This window comes from Nocardia sp. NPDC005825, from assembly GCF_040630175.1.
In the GTDB taxonomy this organism is placed as follows: Bacteria; Actinomycetota; Actinomycetes; order Mycobacteriales; family Mycobacteriaceae; genus Nocardia.
Genome location: NZ_JBEXXC010000017.1, coordinates 46653 through 63258, shown reverse-complemented (window position 1 = coordinate 63258; position 16606 = coordinate 46653). Strand labels below are relative to the sequence as shown.

Annotated in this window: 14 protein-coding genes; 6 read left to right on the top strand and 8 right to left on the bottom strand. The window is 68.1% G+C overall.

The window, feature by feature from the left end:
• Positions 1-64 precede the first annotated feature (64 nt).
• The 4 genes from ABZ382_RS32035 to ABZ382_RS32020 form a co-directional block, all read right to left on the bottom strand.
• A complete protein-coding gene (locus tag ABZ382_RS32035) occupies positions 65-1897 on the bottom strand; it encodes an acyl-CoA dehydrogenase (protein WP_357096891.1) in 1833 nt (610 codons plus the stop codon).
• A 144-nt stretch (positions 1898-2041) separates the two neighbouring features.
• Positions 2042-3271: a helix-turn-helix domain-containing protein gene (locus tag ABZ382_RS32030; protein WP_357096889.1), complete on the bottom strand. Its 1230-nt coding sequence runs from the start codon at positions 3269-3271 to the stop codon at positions 2042-2044.
• 51 nt (positions 3272-3322) lie between these two features.
• Positions 3323-4624: an ABC transporter permease gene (locus ABZ382_RS32025; protein ID WP_357096887.1), complete on the bottom strand. Its 1302-nt coding sequence runs from the start codon at positions 4622-4624 to the stop codon at positions 3323-3325.
• Positions 4625-4646: 22 nt separating this feature from the next.
• The gene (locus ABZ382_RS32020; RefSeq protein WP_357096885.1) at positions 4647-5630 is read right to left on the bottom strand and encodes an alpha/beta hydrolase; all 984 of its coding nucleotides are present in this window, start codon (positions 5628-5630) and stop codon (positions 4647-4649) included.
• 137 nt (positions 5631-5767) lie between these two features.
• On the opposite strand from ABZ382_RS32020, the gene ABZ382_RS32015 reads away from it, so the two are divergent.
• The 3 genes from ABZ382_RS32015 to ABZ382_RS32005 all read left to right on the top strand — a co-directional run bounded on the left by ABZ382_RS32015 (position 5768) and on the right by ABZ382_RS32005 (position 9902).
• Positions 5768-7426: a CocE/NonD family hydrolase gene (locus tag ABZ382_RS32015; protein ID WP_357096883.1), complete on the top strand. Its 1659-nt coding sequence runs from the start codon at positions 5768-5770 to the stop codon at positions 7424-7426.
• 3 nt (positions 7427-7429) lie between these two features.
• Positions 7430-8893: a M20/M25/M40 family metallo-hydrolase gene (locus tag ABZ382_RS32010; RefSeq protein ID WP_357096881.1), complete on the top strand. Its 1464-nt coding sequence runs from the start codon at positions 7430-7432 to the stop codon at positions 8891-8893.
• A 169-nt stretch (positions 8894-9062) separates the two neighbouring features.
• The gene (locus ABZ382_RS32005; protein ID WP_357096879.1) at positions 9063-9902 is read left to right on the top strand and encodes a lysophospholipase; all 840 of its coding nucleotides are present in this window, start codon (positions 9063-9065) and stop codon (positions 9900-9902) included.
• A 1-nt stretch (position 9903) separates the two neighbouring features.
• On the opposite strand, the gene ABZ382_RS32000 is transcribed toward ABZ382_RS32005, so the two are convergent.
• Entirely contained in the window at positions 9904-11235 is a 1332-nt protein-coding gene (locus tag ABZ382_RS32000) for a metallopeptidase (RefSeq protein ID WP_357096877.1), read from the bottom strand.
• Positions 11236-11438: 203 nt separating this feature from the next.
• Here ABZ382_RS32000 and ABZ382_RS31995 point away from each other — a divergent pair, with 203 nt between their 5' ends.
• Positions 11439-12263, top strand: coding sequence for a class I SAM-dependent methyltransferase (locus tag ABZ382_RS31995; RefSeq protein WP_357096977.1), 825 nt, complete (start codon positions 11439-11441; stop codon positions 12261-12263).
• Positions 12264-12337: 74 nt separating this feature from the next.
• Complete coding sequence (locus tag ABZ382_RS31990; RefSeq protein ID WP_357096876.1) at positions 12338-13624, top strand: hypothetical protein; 1287 nt, start codon at positions 12338-12340, stop codon at positions 13622-13624.
• Between the two features lie 20 nt (positions 13625-13644).
• Here the strand turns inward: ABZ382_RS31990 and ABZ382_RS31985 are convergent, their stop codons facing one another.
• From ABZ382_RS31985 to ABZ382_RS31975, 3 genes are all read right to left on the bottom strand, one after another.
• On the bottom strand, positions 13645-14298 hold the full coding sequence (locus ABZ382_RS31985; RefSeq protein ID WP_357096874.1) for a hypothetical protein: 654 nt from the start codon (positions 14296-14298) through the stop codon (positions 13645-13647).
• Positions 14299-14529: 231 nt separating this feature from the next.
• Positions 14530-14721 (bottom strand): DUF397 domain-containing protein, encoded by a 192-nt coding sequence (locus ABZ382_RS31980; RefSeq protein ID WP_357096872.1) that lies wholly within the window; start codon positions 14719-14721, stop codon positions 14530-14532.
• On the bottom strand, positions 14718-15665 hold the full coding sequence (locus tag ABZ382_RS31975) for a helix-turn-helix transcriptional regulator (protein ID WP_357096870.1): 948 nt from the start codon (positions 15663-15665) through the stop codon (positions 14718-14720). Before ABZ382_RS31975 ends, ABZ382_RS31980 begins: the two co-directional genes overlap by 4 nt.
• Positions 15666-15999: 334 nt before the next feature.
• Here ABZ382_RS31975 and ABZ382_RS31970 point away from each other — a divergent pair, with 334 nt between their 5' ends.
• The gene (locus ABZ382_RS31970) at positions 16000-16602 is read left to right on the top strand and encodes a hypothetical protein (RefSeq protein ID WP_357096868.1); all 603 of its coding nucleotides are present in this window, start codon (positions 16000-16002) and stop codon (positions 16600-16602) included.
• Positions 16603-16606 lie beyond the last annotated feature (4 nt).

Here is a 16606-nt window from a genome sequence, read left to right as displayed (position 1 = left end):
ACCGGCACCGCGCTGGAACACCCTTTTCCTGGCGCTGATTCCAACCCCGGGAGCTGCATCCGGCCTAGAAGGCGGCCTCGCCGAGGGTCATGATCTCGGCGTCGAGCGCGGCGAGGATGTCGCGGTCGGCGTCCAGGCGGGGCAGGATCTGCCCGGCGAAGAACGTCGCCGTGGTCACCTTGCCCTCGTAGAAGCGCCGATCCGCCTCGGCGGCACCGGAATCCAGTGCGGCGAGCGCGGTCTCGGCGCCGCCCAGCAGTCGCCACCCGACGAGCAGATCGCCGACGGCCATCAGGAAGCGGACCGAGCCCAAGCCGACCTTGTACAGCTCGGCCGGCTGCTCCGTGGAGGCCAGCAGATGACCGGTGAGAATCCCCGCCATGTCCTGGATCCGCTCCACCGCGACCGACAGCTGCTCCTTGGCGATCTTCAGCTGATTCGGGCCGTCGGATTCCGCGGTCCGCCGGACCTGGGCGAGCACATGCCACAGGGCGACCCCGCGGTTGCGGGCGATCTTGCGGAAGAAGAAGTCCTGCGCCTGGATGGCGGTGGTGCCCTCGTACAGCGAGTCGATCTTGGCGTCGCGAATGTACTGCTCGATCGGATAATCCTGCAGGAAGCCCGAACCGCCGAGGGTCTGCAGCGATTCCGCCAGATACTGGTAGGCCCGCTCGGAGCCCACCCCCTTCACGATCGGCAGCAGCAGGTCGTTGACCGCCGCCGCCAGCTCCGGGTCCGCGCCCGAAAGATGCTGGGCCACCTCGTCGTCCTGGTGTCCGGCGGTGTAGAGGTAGATCGCGCGCAGGCCCTCCGCGTACGCCTTCTGCAGCAGCAGCGACCGGCGCACGTCGGGGTGGTTGATGATCGTCACCTTCGGGGCCGTCTTGTCGGCCTGCCGGGTCAGATCCGCGCCCTGCACGCGCTGGCGGGCATAGTCGAGGGCATTGAGGTAGCCGCTGGAGAGGGTGGCGATCGCCTTGGTGCCCACCATCATCCGGGCTTCCTCGATCACCTCGAACATCTGCGCGATGCCGTCGTGCACCTCGCCCACCAGCCAGCCGACGGCCGGGACGCCGTGCCCGCCGAAGGTCAGTTCACAGGTGGCCGAGGCCTTGAGGCCCATCTTGTGCTCGACATTGGTGACGAAGACGCCATTGCGGTCGCCGAGTTCGCCGGTCTCCGAGTCGAAGTGGAACTTGGGCACGAAGAACAGCGACAGGCCCTTGGTACCGGGCCCCGCGCCCTCGGGGCGGGCCAGCACCAGGTGCGCGATGTTCTCGAACAGGTCGTCGGAGTCCGCGCCGGTGATGAAGCGCTTGACGCCCTCGATACGCCACGAACCATCCTGTTGCGCAATGGCCTTGGTGCGGCCCGCGCCGACGTCGGAGCCCGCGTCGGGCTCGGTGAGCACCATGGTGCCGCCCCAGTTGCGGTCCATCATCAGCTTCGCCCAGTGTCGCTGTTGCGCGGTGCCGACACCGTGCACGACATTCGCGATCATCGGACCGCTCAGGTACATGTAGGCGGCCGGTTGCGCGCCGAGCACGAATTCCGAGATGGCCCAGGCGACGATCGCGGGCGCGGGCAGCCCGCCGATTCCCTCGGCCTTACCCACCCGCCACCAGTCCGCGTCCCGCCAGACCCGGACCGCCTGCTTGAACGAGTCCGGCAGCCGCACCGCGTGCGCCGCGGCGTCGAAAACCGGTGGGGTGCGGTCGGTCTCGGCGTACGGGGCCGCCACGGGGCCCTCGGCCAGGCGGGCGGCTTCGGCCAGCATGGTGCGCACCGTGTCGGCGTCGAGCTCGCCGAAGGCACCCGCGTCCAGGACGGCGCCGAGCCCGAACACCTCGAACAGGGTGAATTCGAGATCGCGGACGTTGCTCTTGTAATGGGTCACGGGCACCACTGTTCGAGAACGCCCATCGGCTGACAATGGCTTGTTAATGACCGATAAGTAGGGAACCGCGCGGAAACTCGCCATTTCCGCACAGGTAGCAGGCGGGACGAATCGAAGAAGTTAATCGCCGCTAAGTGGCGCAATTCACCGGGCCGCGGTCATCCGATCACCGACCGCCACCAGCACGTCCACCAGATCGTCGCGCCACCGCAGGCGCGGATTGCGCACCGCCTCGATGACGACCGTGGTCAGGGCGCGAATCAGCAACCGCGCCACCGCCGCCGGGAGCTCGGGCCGGACCGCCTGCAGCATGCGGCCCCACTGCGCGATGCCGTCCAGCCGGACCTGGCGGTAGCGCCGCACCCCGTCGGTGGGCAGATGCCGGGTCTCACTGACCGTGATGGCCAGCAGATCCGGCTCGTCGACGCCGAATCGAGCGAAGTTGCGCAGCAGCGAGCGCAGGGACGCCTCGGGGCTGCGCGTCTCGGCGACCGCCCGCAGCAGCGTCATCCGCAGCCAATCGTCCTGCCGCCGCACGATCCGATCGAGCAGCTCGGCCTTGTTCCGGAAGTGGTAGTACAACGCGGGCCCGGAGACGCCCACCGCCGCGCCGATGTCCTCGATCCCGACCGCGGCGAAACCGCGGCTGCTGAACAACCTGGCCGCCTCGGCGAGCATCCGTTCGGATCGCAGCGCCCGATCCAGCGCCGGATTCCCGCCGACCGCCCGCACCGGCCGCACCGGCGGCCGCCCCGCCGAACGGCGCGGGAACTCGGTCCGAACCACCTCGGCGACAACGGTATCGAGTACGTGCGCCGCGGCCTGCGGCGGCAGTTCCGCCCGGTGGTAGGACGGGCTCACCGCGATCGACAGCACACACCAGCTCAGCAGTTCCACATCGGCGACGTCCAGATCGGGACGACAGCCGCGAATCCAATGCCGCAGATAGCCGGTGATCCGGGCCGCGCGCAGCAGCACCGCGGACCGGTGCTCGGGGGTGAGATGACGGAACTCGAGCTGCCACAAGCGAGGCAGCTCGCGCAGGTCCAGGACGACCCGCACCAGGGCGATCGGCACCGCCGCCCCGGTCGGGTCCGCGCGATGGGCGGATTCGAGCCGTGTCAGGGTGTCGTCGAGCCCGGCCAGCAGGCAGTGCCCGAGCAATTCCCGCTTGTTCCGGAAGTGACGGTAGAGCGCCGGTCCCGAGATGCCCGCGGCAGCCGCGATCTCCGCCATCGAGGTCCCGTGGTAGCCGCCGTGCGCGAAGGCGTGCACGGCGGCGTCCAGGATCATGGCGCGCCGGGTCGGGGGACGTTTGCGCGGCGCGGCCGCACGCGGCCGACCGCGACCGGCGGGTGTTCGTGTGGCGGTCAACGCGGCACGACCTTCATCAGCGGGGCTTGCCGCCACGATAGCGGCCGGGCGTCAGCGGGCGGCGGCGGGTGCGCGATGCAGCTCCTTGCGGTCGTAGTAGCCGGTCACGATCAGGCCGACCAGCAGACCGATCACCAATCCGAGCAATGTCATCCAGCACGCGTGACTCAGCCCGGCCGAGCCGTCGCCGTTGAAATAGAGAATGGCGCGGACGCCCAGGTACACCTGATGCATCGGCTCGAAGTCGGCCAGCCAGGCGACCGGCCGCGGAATCGCCTCGACCGGGACCGTACCGCCGGAGGACGGCAGGCCGAGCACGATGAACAGCACCAGGTTCACCAACAGGCCCATGGTGCCCAGCGCGGACACGATCGACAGCGCGGTGATGCCCACCGCGATGATCGCGAACGTGCTGTACAGGAACAGCAGCAACGGGCGGTCCATCGGCATGCCGAGCCATTTCCCGATACCCAGGAAGATGCCCGCCACCATGGGCGCGATGCCGGTGATGATGGCCCATTTGAGGAACAGCGTGCGCAAGCGGGAGATCGGCACCGGCGGATAGTGCACGTACCAGGGTCCGAACTCGGTCGGCGCGAAACCCAAGGAGGAGTCGACCATTCCATTGATCACCATGGCGCCCGTGAAACCCGCGAGCAGCACCATCATGGTGTAGAAGAAGGCGGTGATTCCGCCGCCGGTGCCGCCGGGGAGCGGATGGAACGGGGTGACCGTCACCTCGATCGGCGCGGTCAGCATGAGTCTGCTCAGGCCCGGTAGCGTGGCCACGCCGCCGGAGGGTTGCAGCTGGGTGTTCACGGCGGCGGTGAGCCGTTGACCCACAGTGTCATTGGCCTGTTTCAGCGCCGTCCCGGCGATGTTCTGCATCACCTGCGATCCGAAGGTTCCGGTTCGTGGATTGGTGAACACCGTGATCTGCGGGCGGGTGACGTCGCCGGGTACGGCGCTGGCGGCCGCGAAGATGCCCAGCCGTTTGGTGAAATCACTGGGGATGACGATCGCCCCGTACACCTTGCCCGTGTTCAGCTGCTGCTGCGCCTCGTTGATGCCGAGCACGCGCAGATCGAACTTGTCGGCCGGAATCTGTTGCACCAGGGCATCATTGATCTGCTTGCCGATATTGGTCGGTTGCCCGCCGATCACATCGCCGGAGTCCTGATCAACCAGGGCGACGGGAAAACCGTGCAGGTGTTTCGACGGATCCACCACGTACGCCAGATACATGGTGGCCAGCAGCGCCATCAGCAGCGACACCACGACCGCGGGGGCCAGCCACACCCGCGGGCTCTTGCGCGGCAACGACTCGGGAGCGGTTTCCTCTACATTCGCCATGGGGTACCCGACTCTCTGTGCTTCAGGGGTTGGTGCCGGTGACCTCGCGCACGAACGCGTCGACGGCGTCCTCCATCTGGGTGAGTCCGGGTTCCTCGAGCGGATAGTGCCCGGCGTTCTCGAGCATCACCACCTTCACCGGAACCTTCTCGATCGGGTCGAGCACGGGTTTGCTCAATTCCAGCGGCGTCCAGTGATCCTCGGCGGGCTGGGCGTGCAGGATCGGGCAGACGTCGAAATCGGGTGGTTCGATATCCGGGACGTAGGTGCGGTAGTCCTCGAGGAACTTCATCGAGGCGACGTTTCCCGCCGAGGTCTTGTCCGCCAGAAAGACTTTCATGGCGTCCGGGTTGTTGCACAGCGCGCTCATCTTCGCGGCGAGGCTCATCGGGTATTCCAGGCCCTTCATGGGTGAACGGGCCAGGGCCCCGATGCCCCTCGTGCCCAGAGTAGCGCTGAGCTTGTCGTGTGCTGTCGCGATCCACACGTTCCGATTGCGCTGGTCGAGAAAGGTCAGGCCGACGATGCCGTGTACGGTCCCGCGCGGTGCGTGCGCGGCGACGTGATAGGCCACCATGCCGCCGGCGGACAGGCCGTAGAGCACGATCGGACGATCATCGCGCGATTTCTCGTAGGCGAGATAGTCGGTGACCATCTGAATCCATTGGCCGTACCCATAGATGCCGCCGGGCCGGACCTGTGTCATGCCGTAGCCGAGATTGTCGAGGGCGGTCACCTCCCAGCCCCGGTCGGCCAGCGGTTTACCCAGGATGAGGTTCAACTGACGCCCATTGGTGCCGACGCCGTGGTGCAGGATCACCTTCGCAGGGGCCGTCGGCGCGAGGTATTGATCGAGGTGGATGTTGTTGCCTTCCCATTCCCAGAAATCCTCGGTGGGAAGGTCCGCTTCGGCGGTCAGCCGGAGCCGGGGCGGCAGGTACTCCTGCAGCTCTCGCCATGCGGATTGGTCGTGGTACAGGGTGTCGGGCCCGGTTTTGCGCTTCATCGAAGCCTCTTGGACAAGCAGTCGGCGAGCCGTTCGTTCTCTCATCGTGGCCAGTGCCTACGGGGCAGTCAATGGGCCCTGCCACGCACCCAGGTTCCTGGGGCTGGTCAGGGGCGCGCACAACCACCAAGGTCACTATGGTGAGCATGCGGATGGTGGTGTGGCGCGCGGTGGTCGGCGCGCTGTTGGTGATGGGAGCGGTGGTCGCGCCGGGGCAGGCGAGCGCGGATCCGGGGTATCAGTGGCGGGAGGAGTTCATCACCGCGCCCGACGGGACGCGGTTGCACGCCGACGTGCTGCGGCCGGTGGGGCTCGGGGACGACGTGCGGACGCCGGTGGTGATGACGGTGAGCCCGTATCGGTCGCACGAGGCGCGATTGACCGAGTTGCGGCCCGGCGGCGGGCCCTCGACCGGGGATCTGCCGGTGCCGATGCTCCTGGCCGCCGGGTACACCTACGTGATCGTGGATCTGCGCGGGTTCGGCGGATCCAATGGGTGCCCGGACTTCGGGGGGCCGGGTGAGCGGTCGGATGTGAAGACCGCGGTGGAATGGGCGGCGGCACAGCCCTGGTCGACCGGACGGGTCGGGTTGTACGGGGTGTCCTACGAAGGATGGACCGGGCTCATGGGGCTGTCCGAGAAGCCGGCGGGGCTGGCGGCGGTGGCCTCGTTCGAAGTCGTCGCCGACCCCAACGCCTACCTGTACATGCAGGGCATCGCGTGGAAGTTCTCGCTGAAACCGATCAGTGAACAGGGCTTCCGGCCCGGGGACATGGCCGGGTTCGAGCACCTGCTGATCGCGTCGACGCCCGCGCACCCCAATGACTCGGCCGAGTACAAGGCCAACGCGTCGTCCATCGACCCGGCCTGCTACCAGCACTATCTGGCCGAGACCAGCAACCACGACGCGAGCACGCCGTTCTGGCGCGACCGCGATCTGGTGGAGAAGCTGCGCGGCAACACAATTCCGCTGTTCCTCGGCCAGGGGTTCGTCGACTACAACACTCGCGCCGACCGGGTCTTCCAGCTGTGGAACGGGCTCGGCCCCGGCGAGCACAAGGCCATGTTCGGGCAGTGGGGTCACCGCGATTGCAGCGAGAAATGCGGTGCCACACAGTTCTCCTCGGAACTGCTGGCCTTCTTCGACCGGCAGGTGGCGGGCAAGGATGTGACGGTGCCCGGCCCGCGCGTCACGGTCGGCCAGTTCGACGGCCGCTGGCGGGCGGAGACGGCGTGGCCGCCGGCCGACAGCCGCGCCCTCGACATCGACCTGCGCACCGGACGCTATACCGATCGCGGTCTGCTGCCCGGCGCGGACCGGGAAATCTGGACCGTCTCCCAACCGCTCGCCCAGGATCAACAGCTGTCCGGTGCGCCGACCGCCACGCTCACCCTGGACGGTCCCGCCACCGCCAGCGTCACCGTCGAGGTCTACGACATCGCACCCGACAATCGGGCCACCGTGATCACCCGCGGCATCGCACCGGTCACCCCGACCACGCAGGTCCGGCTCCTCGCCCAGGACTGGCCGATTCCCGCCGGGCATCGCATCGGCATCCGCGTCACCGACGTGGTCGACGACGTGTGGGCGCACCAGCCGGCCAACGCCCCCGTCACCGTGACCGCCGCCCAGCTGCACCTGCCGCTGCTGTCCGGAATCCGCACCCCGGACCTGCCCGGCGACCTCAGCGAAGCGATTCCGAAGTGGCGAAACGAGAAGACGGTCTCCCTGATCGCCGATCTGGTGAACAATGCCTCTGTGGCCGTGACCTTCCCTCCCCGGACCGGCGGTTAGCCCATGACCAGCACCCCGCCGACCGACGCGCCCACCGTCGACGACGCCACCGCCGAGCGGCTGGCGGGGGCGCTCCGCTGCCGCACCGTCTCGCACGAGGACCACAGCCGCATCGACCCGGGCGAATTCGAACGCCTCACCGGCCACCTGGAGAAGTGCTTCCCCCTGGTCCACGCCCATCTCACCTGGGAGAGCTTCGGCCACAGCCGCCTCTACCGCTGGGCGGGCAGCGCGGCGACCGAGCGCCATACAGGCGGAGCCGGGCCGGCGGCACAGGCAGCCGACACCGGTGCGGCCGGGAGCGCGCGGCAGGGGACGCGCGCCGGAGAGCCCGAAGTTGAGGCCGTGGCCGCGATTCTGCTGGCACACATGGATGTGGTGCCCGTCGACGACCACGACGGCTGGCCGTACCCGCCGTTCGGCGGAGTCGTGGACGACGAATTCATCTGGGGGCGGGGCGCGATCGACGACAAGAGCCGGATGATCGCGATTCTCGAGGCGGTCGAAGCGGCGCTGCGGGACGGCGTCGAGCCCACGCAGACGGTGTATCTCGCGTTCGGCCACGACGAGGAGATCTTCGGGGCCGACGGCGCGGGACAGATGTCGCGGCGGCTGCGGGACGCGGGAGTGCGGGCCCGGCTGCTGGTGGACGAGGGCGGTGTCATCACCGTCGGGGTCGCTGAGGGGATCGACGTGCCGGTGGCCACGATCATGGTGGGCGAGAAGGGCTTCGCGACCGTACGACTGTCGGTCACCGATGTCGGCGGGCACTCGTCCATGCCGGGACGACAGACCGCTGTCGGGCGGCTGGCGCGGGCGGTGGCCCGGATCCAGGACCATCCGTTCCCGCTGCGGCTGACACCGGTCGCCGTCGACATGCTCACCCGGGTGCGGCAATTCGTGACCGAACCGCGGCGCACCCTGCTCGGACTGGTGCATGTGGCCGGACCGATCGCGGCGCGGGTGCTGGCTGCCCGGCCGCAGACCGAGGCGCTGGTGCGGACCACCACCGCGCCCACCGTGATCAGCGGCGGGGTCAAGTCCAACGTGCTGCCGCAGCGGGCCGAGGCGTACGTGAATTTCCGGATCCTGCCCGGTGATTCGGTGGCCGGAGTGCTGGCGCACTGCCGGAAGGTGGTGCGCGACAACGGGATCACCATCGAGCTCGACGGCACCTGCTCCGAGCCGTCGGCCGACCCGAGCGCCGGACCGGATTTCGAGGTGGTCGCCGATGTGGCGCGCGCGGTGGTGCCGGGGCTGGCCGTCACGGTCGGCGTGGTTCCCGCCGCCACCGACTCCCGCTACTACGACGACCTGGCGCGGACCCGCTGCAATTTCGCCCCGATCATGCTGTCCGCCGCCGACCTGGAACGCATCCACGGCACCGGCGAACGCATCTCCCGCGCCAACTACGCCCGATTGATCCGGTTCAACCGGCTCCTCATCGACCGTATCGCCACCTTCTGACCCCTCCGCGCCGACCGCCGCGTCCGGGGGTGCAGATTTCGCGGTCGCGCTCCGCCTCGCGCCGGATACGCGAGAATGGCTTCGCCAGTGGGTGACATTTCGGGCGCACGTCGTCGTGGACGGGCGTTCCCACCGGCACGGTGACCATTCGACCTCGAAGGGAGCGGCGATGACCCGCACGGAGACCGGTGAATTCCAAGGCGCGGGCGGGCGGGTGTTCTGGCAGGCGTGGCTGCCCGACGCCGAGCCCCGCGCGGTGGCCGTGATCGTGCACGGCTACGCCGAGCATTCCGGCCGGTACGCGCACGTCGCGCGGCGGCTCACCGAATCCGGGTTCGCCGTCTACGCGCTCGACCACACCGGCCACGGCAAGTCCGAGGGCGCCCGCGCCAATATCGGCTCGCTCGACATCGCCGCCGACAATGTGCGCACCATGCTCGCCACCGCCACCGGCCGCCACCCGGGGCTGCCGAAATTCGTCATCGGCCACAGCATGGGCGGGCTCACCACCGCCTACTTCGCCACCCGCGACCAGCCCGAGGTGGACGGCCTGGTGCTGTCCGCCCCCGCGATCGACATCGAGGCCGGCAATGCCGTGCAGCGCCTGGCCGCGCCGCTGGTGGCCAAATACCTGCCGAATGTTCCTGTGGTGAAACTGGATTCGAAACTGGTCAGCCGCGACCCCGAGGTGGTGCGCGCCTACGACGAAGACCCGCTGGTGCATCACGGCGGCGTGCCCGCCCGCACCGCCGGGGAGATGCTGCGCGCCGGTGAGTACGTCAAGGCGCACCTGGATCGGCTGACCGCGCCGCTGCTGGTCCAGCACGGCAGCGCCGACGGCCTCGCGTCACCGACCGGCACCGACAAGGTGGAACTCGGCGCCGCGGCCGAGGACAAGACCGTCATCCGCTACGACGGGCTCTACCACGAGATCTACAACGAGCCCGAGCAGGACAAGGTGCTCACCGACGTGGTCAACTGGCTCGAGGCGCACCTGCCGGCCGAGTAGCTCACCTGTAGGTCTTCAGGCAGGCGTCCTCGCCGTCGAGGACGCCGGTCCGGAACGCCTCGAGCCGGACGAAGCCGCTGGGCACCACCGCGCCGTTGACGTCGGCGGCGGCCGCGCCGTCCATCAGCAGACCGGAGATAGCGGCGTCGAGATCGGTTGCGGACAAACGCAGATCGCTGCCCGGCTGACTCAACGTGGTGCTGTACGCGCCGGAGAAGCAGGCGGCCCGCAGACCCGCGGAGTCGGCTCCGGCGACGCTCAACCTGCGGGCCTGCTGGACGGCGAGCATGTAGCGGGACACGAAGACGACGAAGGCGTTGTAGTCGCCGCCCACCGTGGCGGAGAACGGGTCCTTCGAGTCGCCGGTGGCCGCCCGCTTGGCGAGGCCGGGGATGTCGGTGCCGATCACATTGGTGGCCGGGCAGTACGAAACCGGCTCGGTGACGGTCACTTTCGGACAGGAGCGGGCGACACCGCTGTAGTCGAACGCGGGTGCGGGCTGGACCGGGTAGGTGCGGGCCAGCGACCGCGCCACCAGGATCAGATCCGGTTGATCCACCGGCAACTGGTTCTCCTTGTCGCCCGGCCCGAAGCTGGTGGGCAAGGTGCCGCGGCGCTGCTTCAGTTCGGCGCGGGTGATGCCCTTGCAGGCGGTGGCGCCGTCGGTGTAGCCGATCTGCACGGCGGTGACGCGTTCGAACGCCGTCCCGTGCTCGTCCTGGGCCGCGCCGGGTTCGCGGTCGCGGACCGAGATCACGGCGGCCAGTACGCCATTGAGGCCGTCGGTGGTGTTGAGGGTGAAGTGGCGGGAATTGCCTTCCGCCACCGACCGCAGGAACACGCCGGCGAAGCAGTCGGCCTGCTGTTCGCGGACCACGGTCGGGGTGAAGAAGCCGTTCAGCTTGGCCTGCGCCTGGATCGAATGGCCGTACTCGTGGGCGAGGACCATGACCACCGCCATCGGGCCGAACTTCTTCACCAACCCGGGCAGCAGGGTGCCGCGGTCGAAGCCGATGGTCTTGTCGACACCGCAATAGGCGGCATTGACTTCCTGAAACGTACTGCTGCGGCAGAATTCGACGGCCTGGGCGCGCGGGGCGGTGGAGTCCCAGGAAATGAACCGGGTCACCGGTTCGAACACGCCCGGAAAGGTCTTGGCGTACTGGCCGTTCCAGTAGTCGGCGATATCCGCGATGGCATTGAGGGCCAGTTTGTCGACCGCGCCGCCGTCGCCGTTCTCGGCCGTGAGGTTCGCGTCCGGCACTCCGGACCGGGGTCCGCTGGGACCGGCGGCCGAGGTCTGACCCGCCACCGCCCACGGGTTGTCCGTCACCGGTGCCGAAACCTGCTGCGAGGATGGGCTTCTCACCGTCGAACAACCGGCCAGTGCCACTCCGGCGACCGCCAGCAGGACGATCATTCCCCGCCGAATCCGCGACGTCCCCATCTCGCCTCCCACACCGCTCGGGACAAGTATCCACCGAGATATCGCTCGCAGTCCCCGGTCCCGCAACGACAGTCGTGACACAGTCGAGGATCATGAGCGACTATCGCGGCCTGAACCGGGCCAATTGGAACGATCGCGCCCCGCTGCACGCCGATTCCGTCGACTACCACTTCGACAGCTTCCGGACCGACCCGTCCTTCCTCAGCCATGTCGTGCGCTTCGATCTGCCGCGGCTCGGCGACATTCGCGGCGTCGACGCCGTCCACCTGCAATGCCATATCGGCACCGACACCCTGTCGCTGGCCCGGCTGGGCGCGACCGTGACCGGACTCGACTTCTCCCCCGCCTCACTGGCCGAGGCTCGCAAGCTGGCCGACGCCGCCGCGACACCGATCGAGTACGTCGAATCCGATGTCTACGACGCGGTATCCGCGCTCGGCGGGCGGCGGTTCGGGCTGGTCTACACCGGGGTCGGGGCGCTGTGCTGGCTGCCGGACATCCGCCGCTGGGCCATGACCGTGGCGGCGCTGCTGCGCCCCGGGGGCCGCCTGTTCCTGCGCGAGTACCACCCGGTGCTGTGGTCGGTCGACGAGACCCGCACCGACGCCCTGACCATCGGGTATCCGTACTTCGAGACCGCGGAGCCGATGGTGTTCGACGACGGGACCACCTACGTCGAAACCGATTCCACCATGGCCAATACCACCACCCACGAATGGAACCACGGGCTCGGCGAGATCGTCGAAGCCCTGCTGCAGGCCGACCTCACCCTCACCCAACTCGTCGAACACGACAGCGTCCCCTCGAACCCGTTGCCCGGCCGCATGGTCCACGACGAGCAGTGGGAATGGCGACTGGTCGAACACCCCGAACGCCTGCCCCTCAGCTACACCCTGCAAGCCCGCAAGGGCTGACCGCCCACCTCGGGAACCGGCATCGACCCTCCCGCGTCCAAGTACTCGGAAGCTGGACGACGGGAGGGACGCCGATGGAACCGGAAGCCTTGCGGCGCAGCGCCCGCCTGAGCCAATCGGGCGCCGAACACGACCAGGCCCGCCTCACCGACCGCACCACCGACCCCGACTACATCGACACCCTCGAAGACTTCACCCAGCTGTCGCACCAGCAGATCCACGACGCCGTCCAAGCCATGCAGCCCGGCGAATTGCACGCCGCCGCCGACACCTGGGTCACCATCGCCGACAGCGTCTTCGGCGCCGTCACCACCCTGCACGCCACCATCCACACCGCCCTCGCCGACAACATGACCGGCCACCTCGCCGACGCCGCCGCCGCGGCCGCCCGCCGCTTCGTCCAGGACGCCACCGACACCGCCGAGATCACCCACAGCACCGGCCACCGCATGATCGCCGCCGCCTTCGGGGCCGAAGCCCTCCGCAAAACCGTGCCCCCACCGGTGACCCACGGCTCCCACTCCGACCGAGACGAGCAATATCAGCTCGCCCTCGCGGCCCTGGACGCCAACTACACCCCGATCTATCCGCCCGCAGGCTCAGGAATCCCGGCGTTCTTCACGATCACCACACCGGGCGCCGCCGATGCCTCCGGGAACAGCAGTGGCACAACGGATCCGAGTCCCGCCTCCGATGCGCGAGCCACTACCACGCCAGGGTTCACTGCGAACCTGGACGCGTGGCGCAATCCGGCCGCCCTCGATACTCACCGACCACACGCAGGTGAGGAGACCGCCTCGGCGACCAATTCACCATTCGCACAGCACATCCCCCAGGATCAAGCCGCCACCGACGAGCCGGACGCGCTCCATCGAAGCGCGACCGACCCCGGCGCGGATCGGTGGCGACCGGACACCGATCCCGATCACCGCTCGACCACCACCGAAACCCACCCCACGGCGACCCGCCCGACCTCGACGACGCCCACCGACGATCCCACCCGCGCAAGCCAGCCCAGCTCCCGCATCGGCCCGCCATCGAACCGCTACTCCCCCAACCCCTTTCCCGACCTCGCCCACAGCGTCCGGGGCCCGACCGTGCCCGAGCCGGCCACCCAGCCCCGCCCCCTCACCCCACAGCTTCGCCCCGAATCTCCGGGCACCGCCATGCCGCCGGGTCTGTTCGCTCCGGGCACCCGAACGACCGCACCCGAATCAGCCCACACCTGCCCGCCCTGGTTGATCCGCAATCGCGAGGACGAGCTACTCGGCAGCCCACTCCCGCACGTCCCACCCACGCTCGGAGCCGAATTCCCCTCCACCCGAATCGACCCCGCACGCACGCCGGACGACCACCTCTGACCCGCAGGCCGAGACCTGTGTCAGGACTCCTCAGCGGCGTCGGCCGGCTCGGCCTCGGTCTCCGGCTGCCGGTGCGCGGCCAGGAACTCGTCGACGATGCGAACGTGGTCGTCGTGGGTGGTGCGGGCGGCTCCGACCAGCCGACCGTAGGCGATCGGGCCGACCAGTTGCGCGACCACCGCGGCCACGTTGTCCGTACCGATCGCCGCACGGCCGTCCTCGGTCGCGAACAACTCTTCGAACGGCTGGCGGAAGTGGTAGTTCAACGCCAGCCGGAACATGTCAGCTTTGCTCAGCTGCGCGCTCAAATCGACCGGGGTGCCGGCGGCGAGCCAGGTCAGGGCCACCTTGCGCACCGGCGCGGCATGGATGACCTCGGCCTGGCGGTCGAGCAGCTCGATCAGCCGGTCGCGCACCGGCCCCGCGCCGGGCGCGGTCGCCACAGGCACCAGGGCGCGGTGCAGCGCGGCCGTTCCCGCCATGACCCCCTTGCCGAGGTACTGGTACATGGAGTTCTTGGCGGCCTTCTTCCGCTCGCCGTACACGTAGATCGCCAGCGGCTTCAATCCACCCGATTTGACCAGCGTCACCACCGCGCGCAACTGATCGGCCCGTGTCATCGGCGCCTGCGGGGTCTCCGCCTGGCGGGTGTCTTCGGTGGTCTCGGTCGTCATCGGGGTCCTTTCGTCCACAACCCGCCGTGACTGTTCCGGCAGGAAATCCATCACCGATCTTACGTACGATCGTTTCACACACTTCGGCACCACATGGGCCGCCCACAGGCGAGGGACTGGAATTTACGGCCGCCCCCAGTGGCCGCGCACCACTGACCGAAGACGAGGCGGCCCACATCGAACAGGTTGGCGTGGAATGGATTCCACTCGGCTGAGCCGCGCGTCCCCGCGTCAGCGATCCCAGATGCGACTGCCGAGGAAGGCATCCCACTCGGAGCCGTCGAAGAACAGCTCCGGGCCACCGGGATTCTTCGAATCGCGAACACCGACCTCTCCGTCAGCGAAGCAAACTTCCACGCAGGTTTCGGAGGCCTTCGACCGGGTCGATTTGAACCATCTGGGCCCGGATGACTGGCTGCTCACGCCTCGTACTCCTTCGCGATCCGCACAATGATGTCCGCTGTGTCGCTTTCGCTCAACGCTACCGCTCTGATCAGGTCCGCCGCCTCTCGATATTCCTCGACGACATCCGGTTTGGAGTGATAGACGCCCGCGGAACCGCTTTCGAGGTAGACCACCGGTGCGTCCACGACGTTGCTGCTCAGCGCCGGGAACTGGACCAGGGTGAATGGCTGGATAGCCAACCCCCGGTGGGAGCCTGCCGCGAACGGAATGAGTCTGACGCTGATGTTGTCGCGCCGACCCGCGTCGGCGAGCCACCGCAGCTGTCCCGCCATCACGGCTGGACCACCCGGCTGATGCCGCAGGACTGATTCCGACATGAGCAGCTCCAGGCGGAAGTCGTTATCGCTCAACCTCTTTTGCCGACGGAGGGCGAGCTCGACGCGGCGCTCGGTGTCGACGATGGACAAATCCGGGTCATCGATTCGAGCCATCGCGCGCCGATAGTCGGGAGTCTGCAACAGCCCGTGAACCAGCACGTGCTGATAGCTGACGACCCGATGAGCAGCGGCTTCGAGACGCAGGTAGCGGGGCAGGTGGGCGGCGACCTGGTCGGCGTACGGCTGCCAGTACCCTCGCGAATCACCCTGCTGTTGAGCGATTTTCTCCTCGGACCGGACCTCGCCCCAGAGACGCAATGCCTCCTCGCGGTCCTGCGCCGATGCCCCGTAGAACTCGAGCAACCGTTCGATGTCGTTCGTGCTGGCATTCGTCGGATATCCATTTTCCATGCGCACCACCGTCTGACGCGACTTGTCGATCTCGAGCCCAGCGGCCAAGGGCTTCTTGCCACTTCGAGTTCTGAGACCCCGGAGATACGAACCGAACGCAATACGAGAAGCGGCCAAACCAGTCATTCGATCAGCCTCGCTATCTGGATAGATGTCCACGATGGCTACGTCCACGATCACCGATGTCCACGGGCGATACCGCTCACCGTGGACACTTCAGCCTAATCCGTGGACAGGTCACCATGAACCCAATTTCTGCGACCTCTCAGGTGTCTACTAGGAAATGCACCGAGCGGTGACAGCGCGCAGCCGCTCGGGCATTCAAACCATCACCAGCGGTACGCAATTCGAGGGGATGCCGTAATGCTTTGGGACACTTGGGCGCTGCTGTCGATTCTCGCTCTCTGCCTGGCCGTCATCGGCTGGAGCGTGTGGGGCTTCTACCGGGACGAGCATCCCGGTGGTGAGGCCCGGTTTCTCCGACTCGGCCGCCTCGATGGTTCGAGGTATGTGGAAGCGCCGGCGAGTGGGCGAGCGGGGCGGTGGCATCGTGGCCGGCATCGGATCGCGTGACAGGGCGGTGACAGCTGTGGCTCGGACCAGTTCGCGGGTGCGTCATCACCGGCTGCCCGTCACGCCCTCGATGCGGACCTCCGACGGCGTGAAGATCTTGTTGTGGCCACATCGGCGGTGCGCCGAAGGCGATGGCTGTCAGCCCAATTCGTGCAGTGCGCGCAAGCAGCTGCTGGCGATCGCCCGGCAAGCGGGCTGGGCATGGGTCGACGACGTGCCCGTCAACTCGCGGGTTCCTGTGACCCCAGGTAAGACAGAACGGGTGATCATGGATGAACCGGCGCGGATACTCGGCGTACAAGGCAACTATTCGTTGGTCAAATGGGAAGGCCGCCGGTTTCCCGGTTTGAGCATCCAGGGCGACAGCCTCAATATCCTGCGCGGTGTGCTGGAGGAGGCCGAATCGGAGCTGACGTGCGGAAGCCTCGAGGACGCCTTGTTCGCGGTCCGGGAGGCGTTGGACACGGTTGTCGCGATGGATCTCTCGTACCGGGAAATGATGGGGCAGCACAACCTGCAGCTGCCCTACTTCCACTGACGCC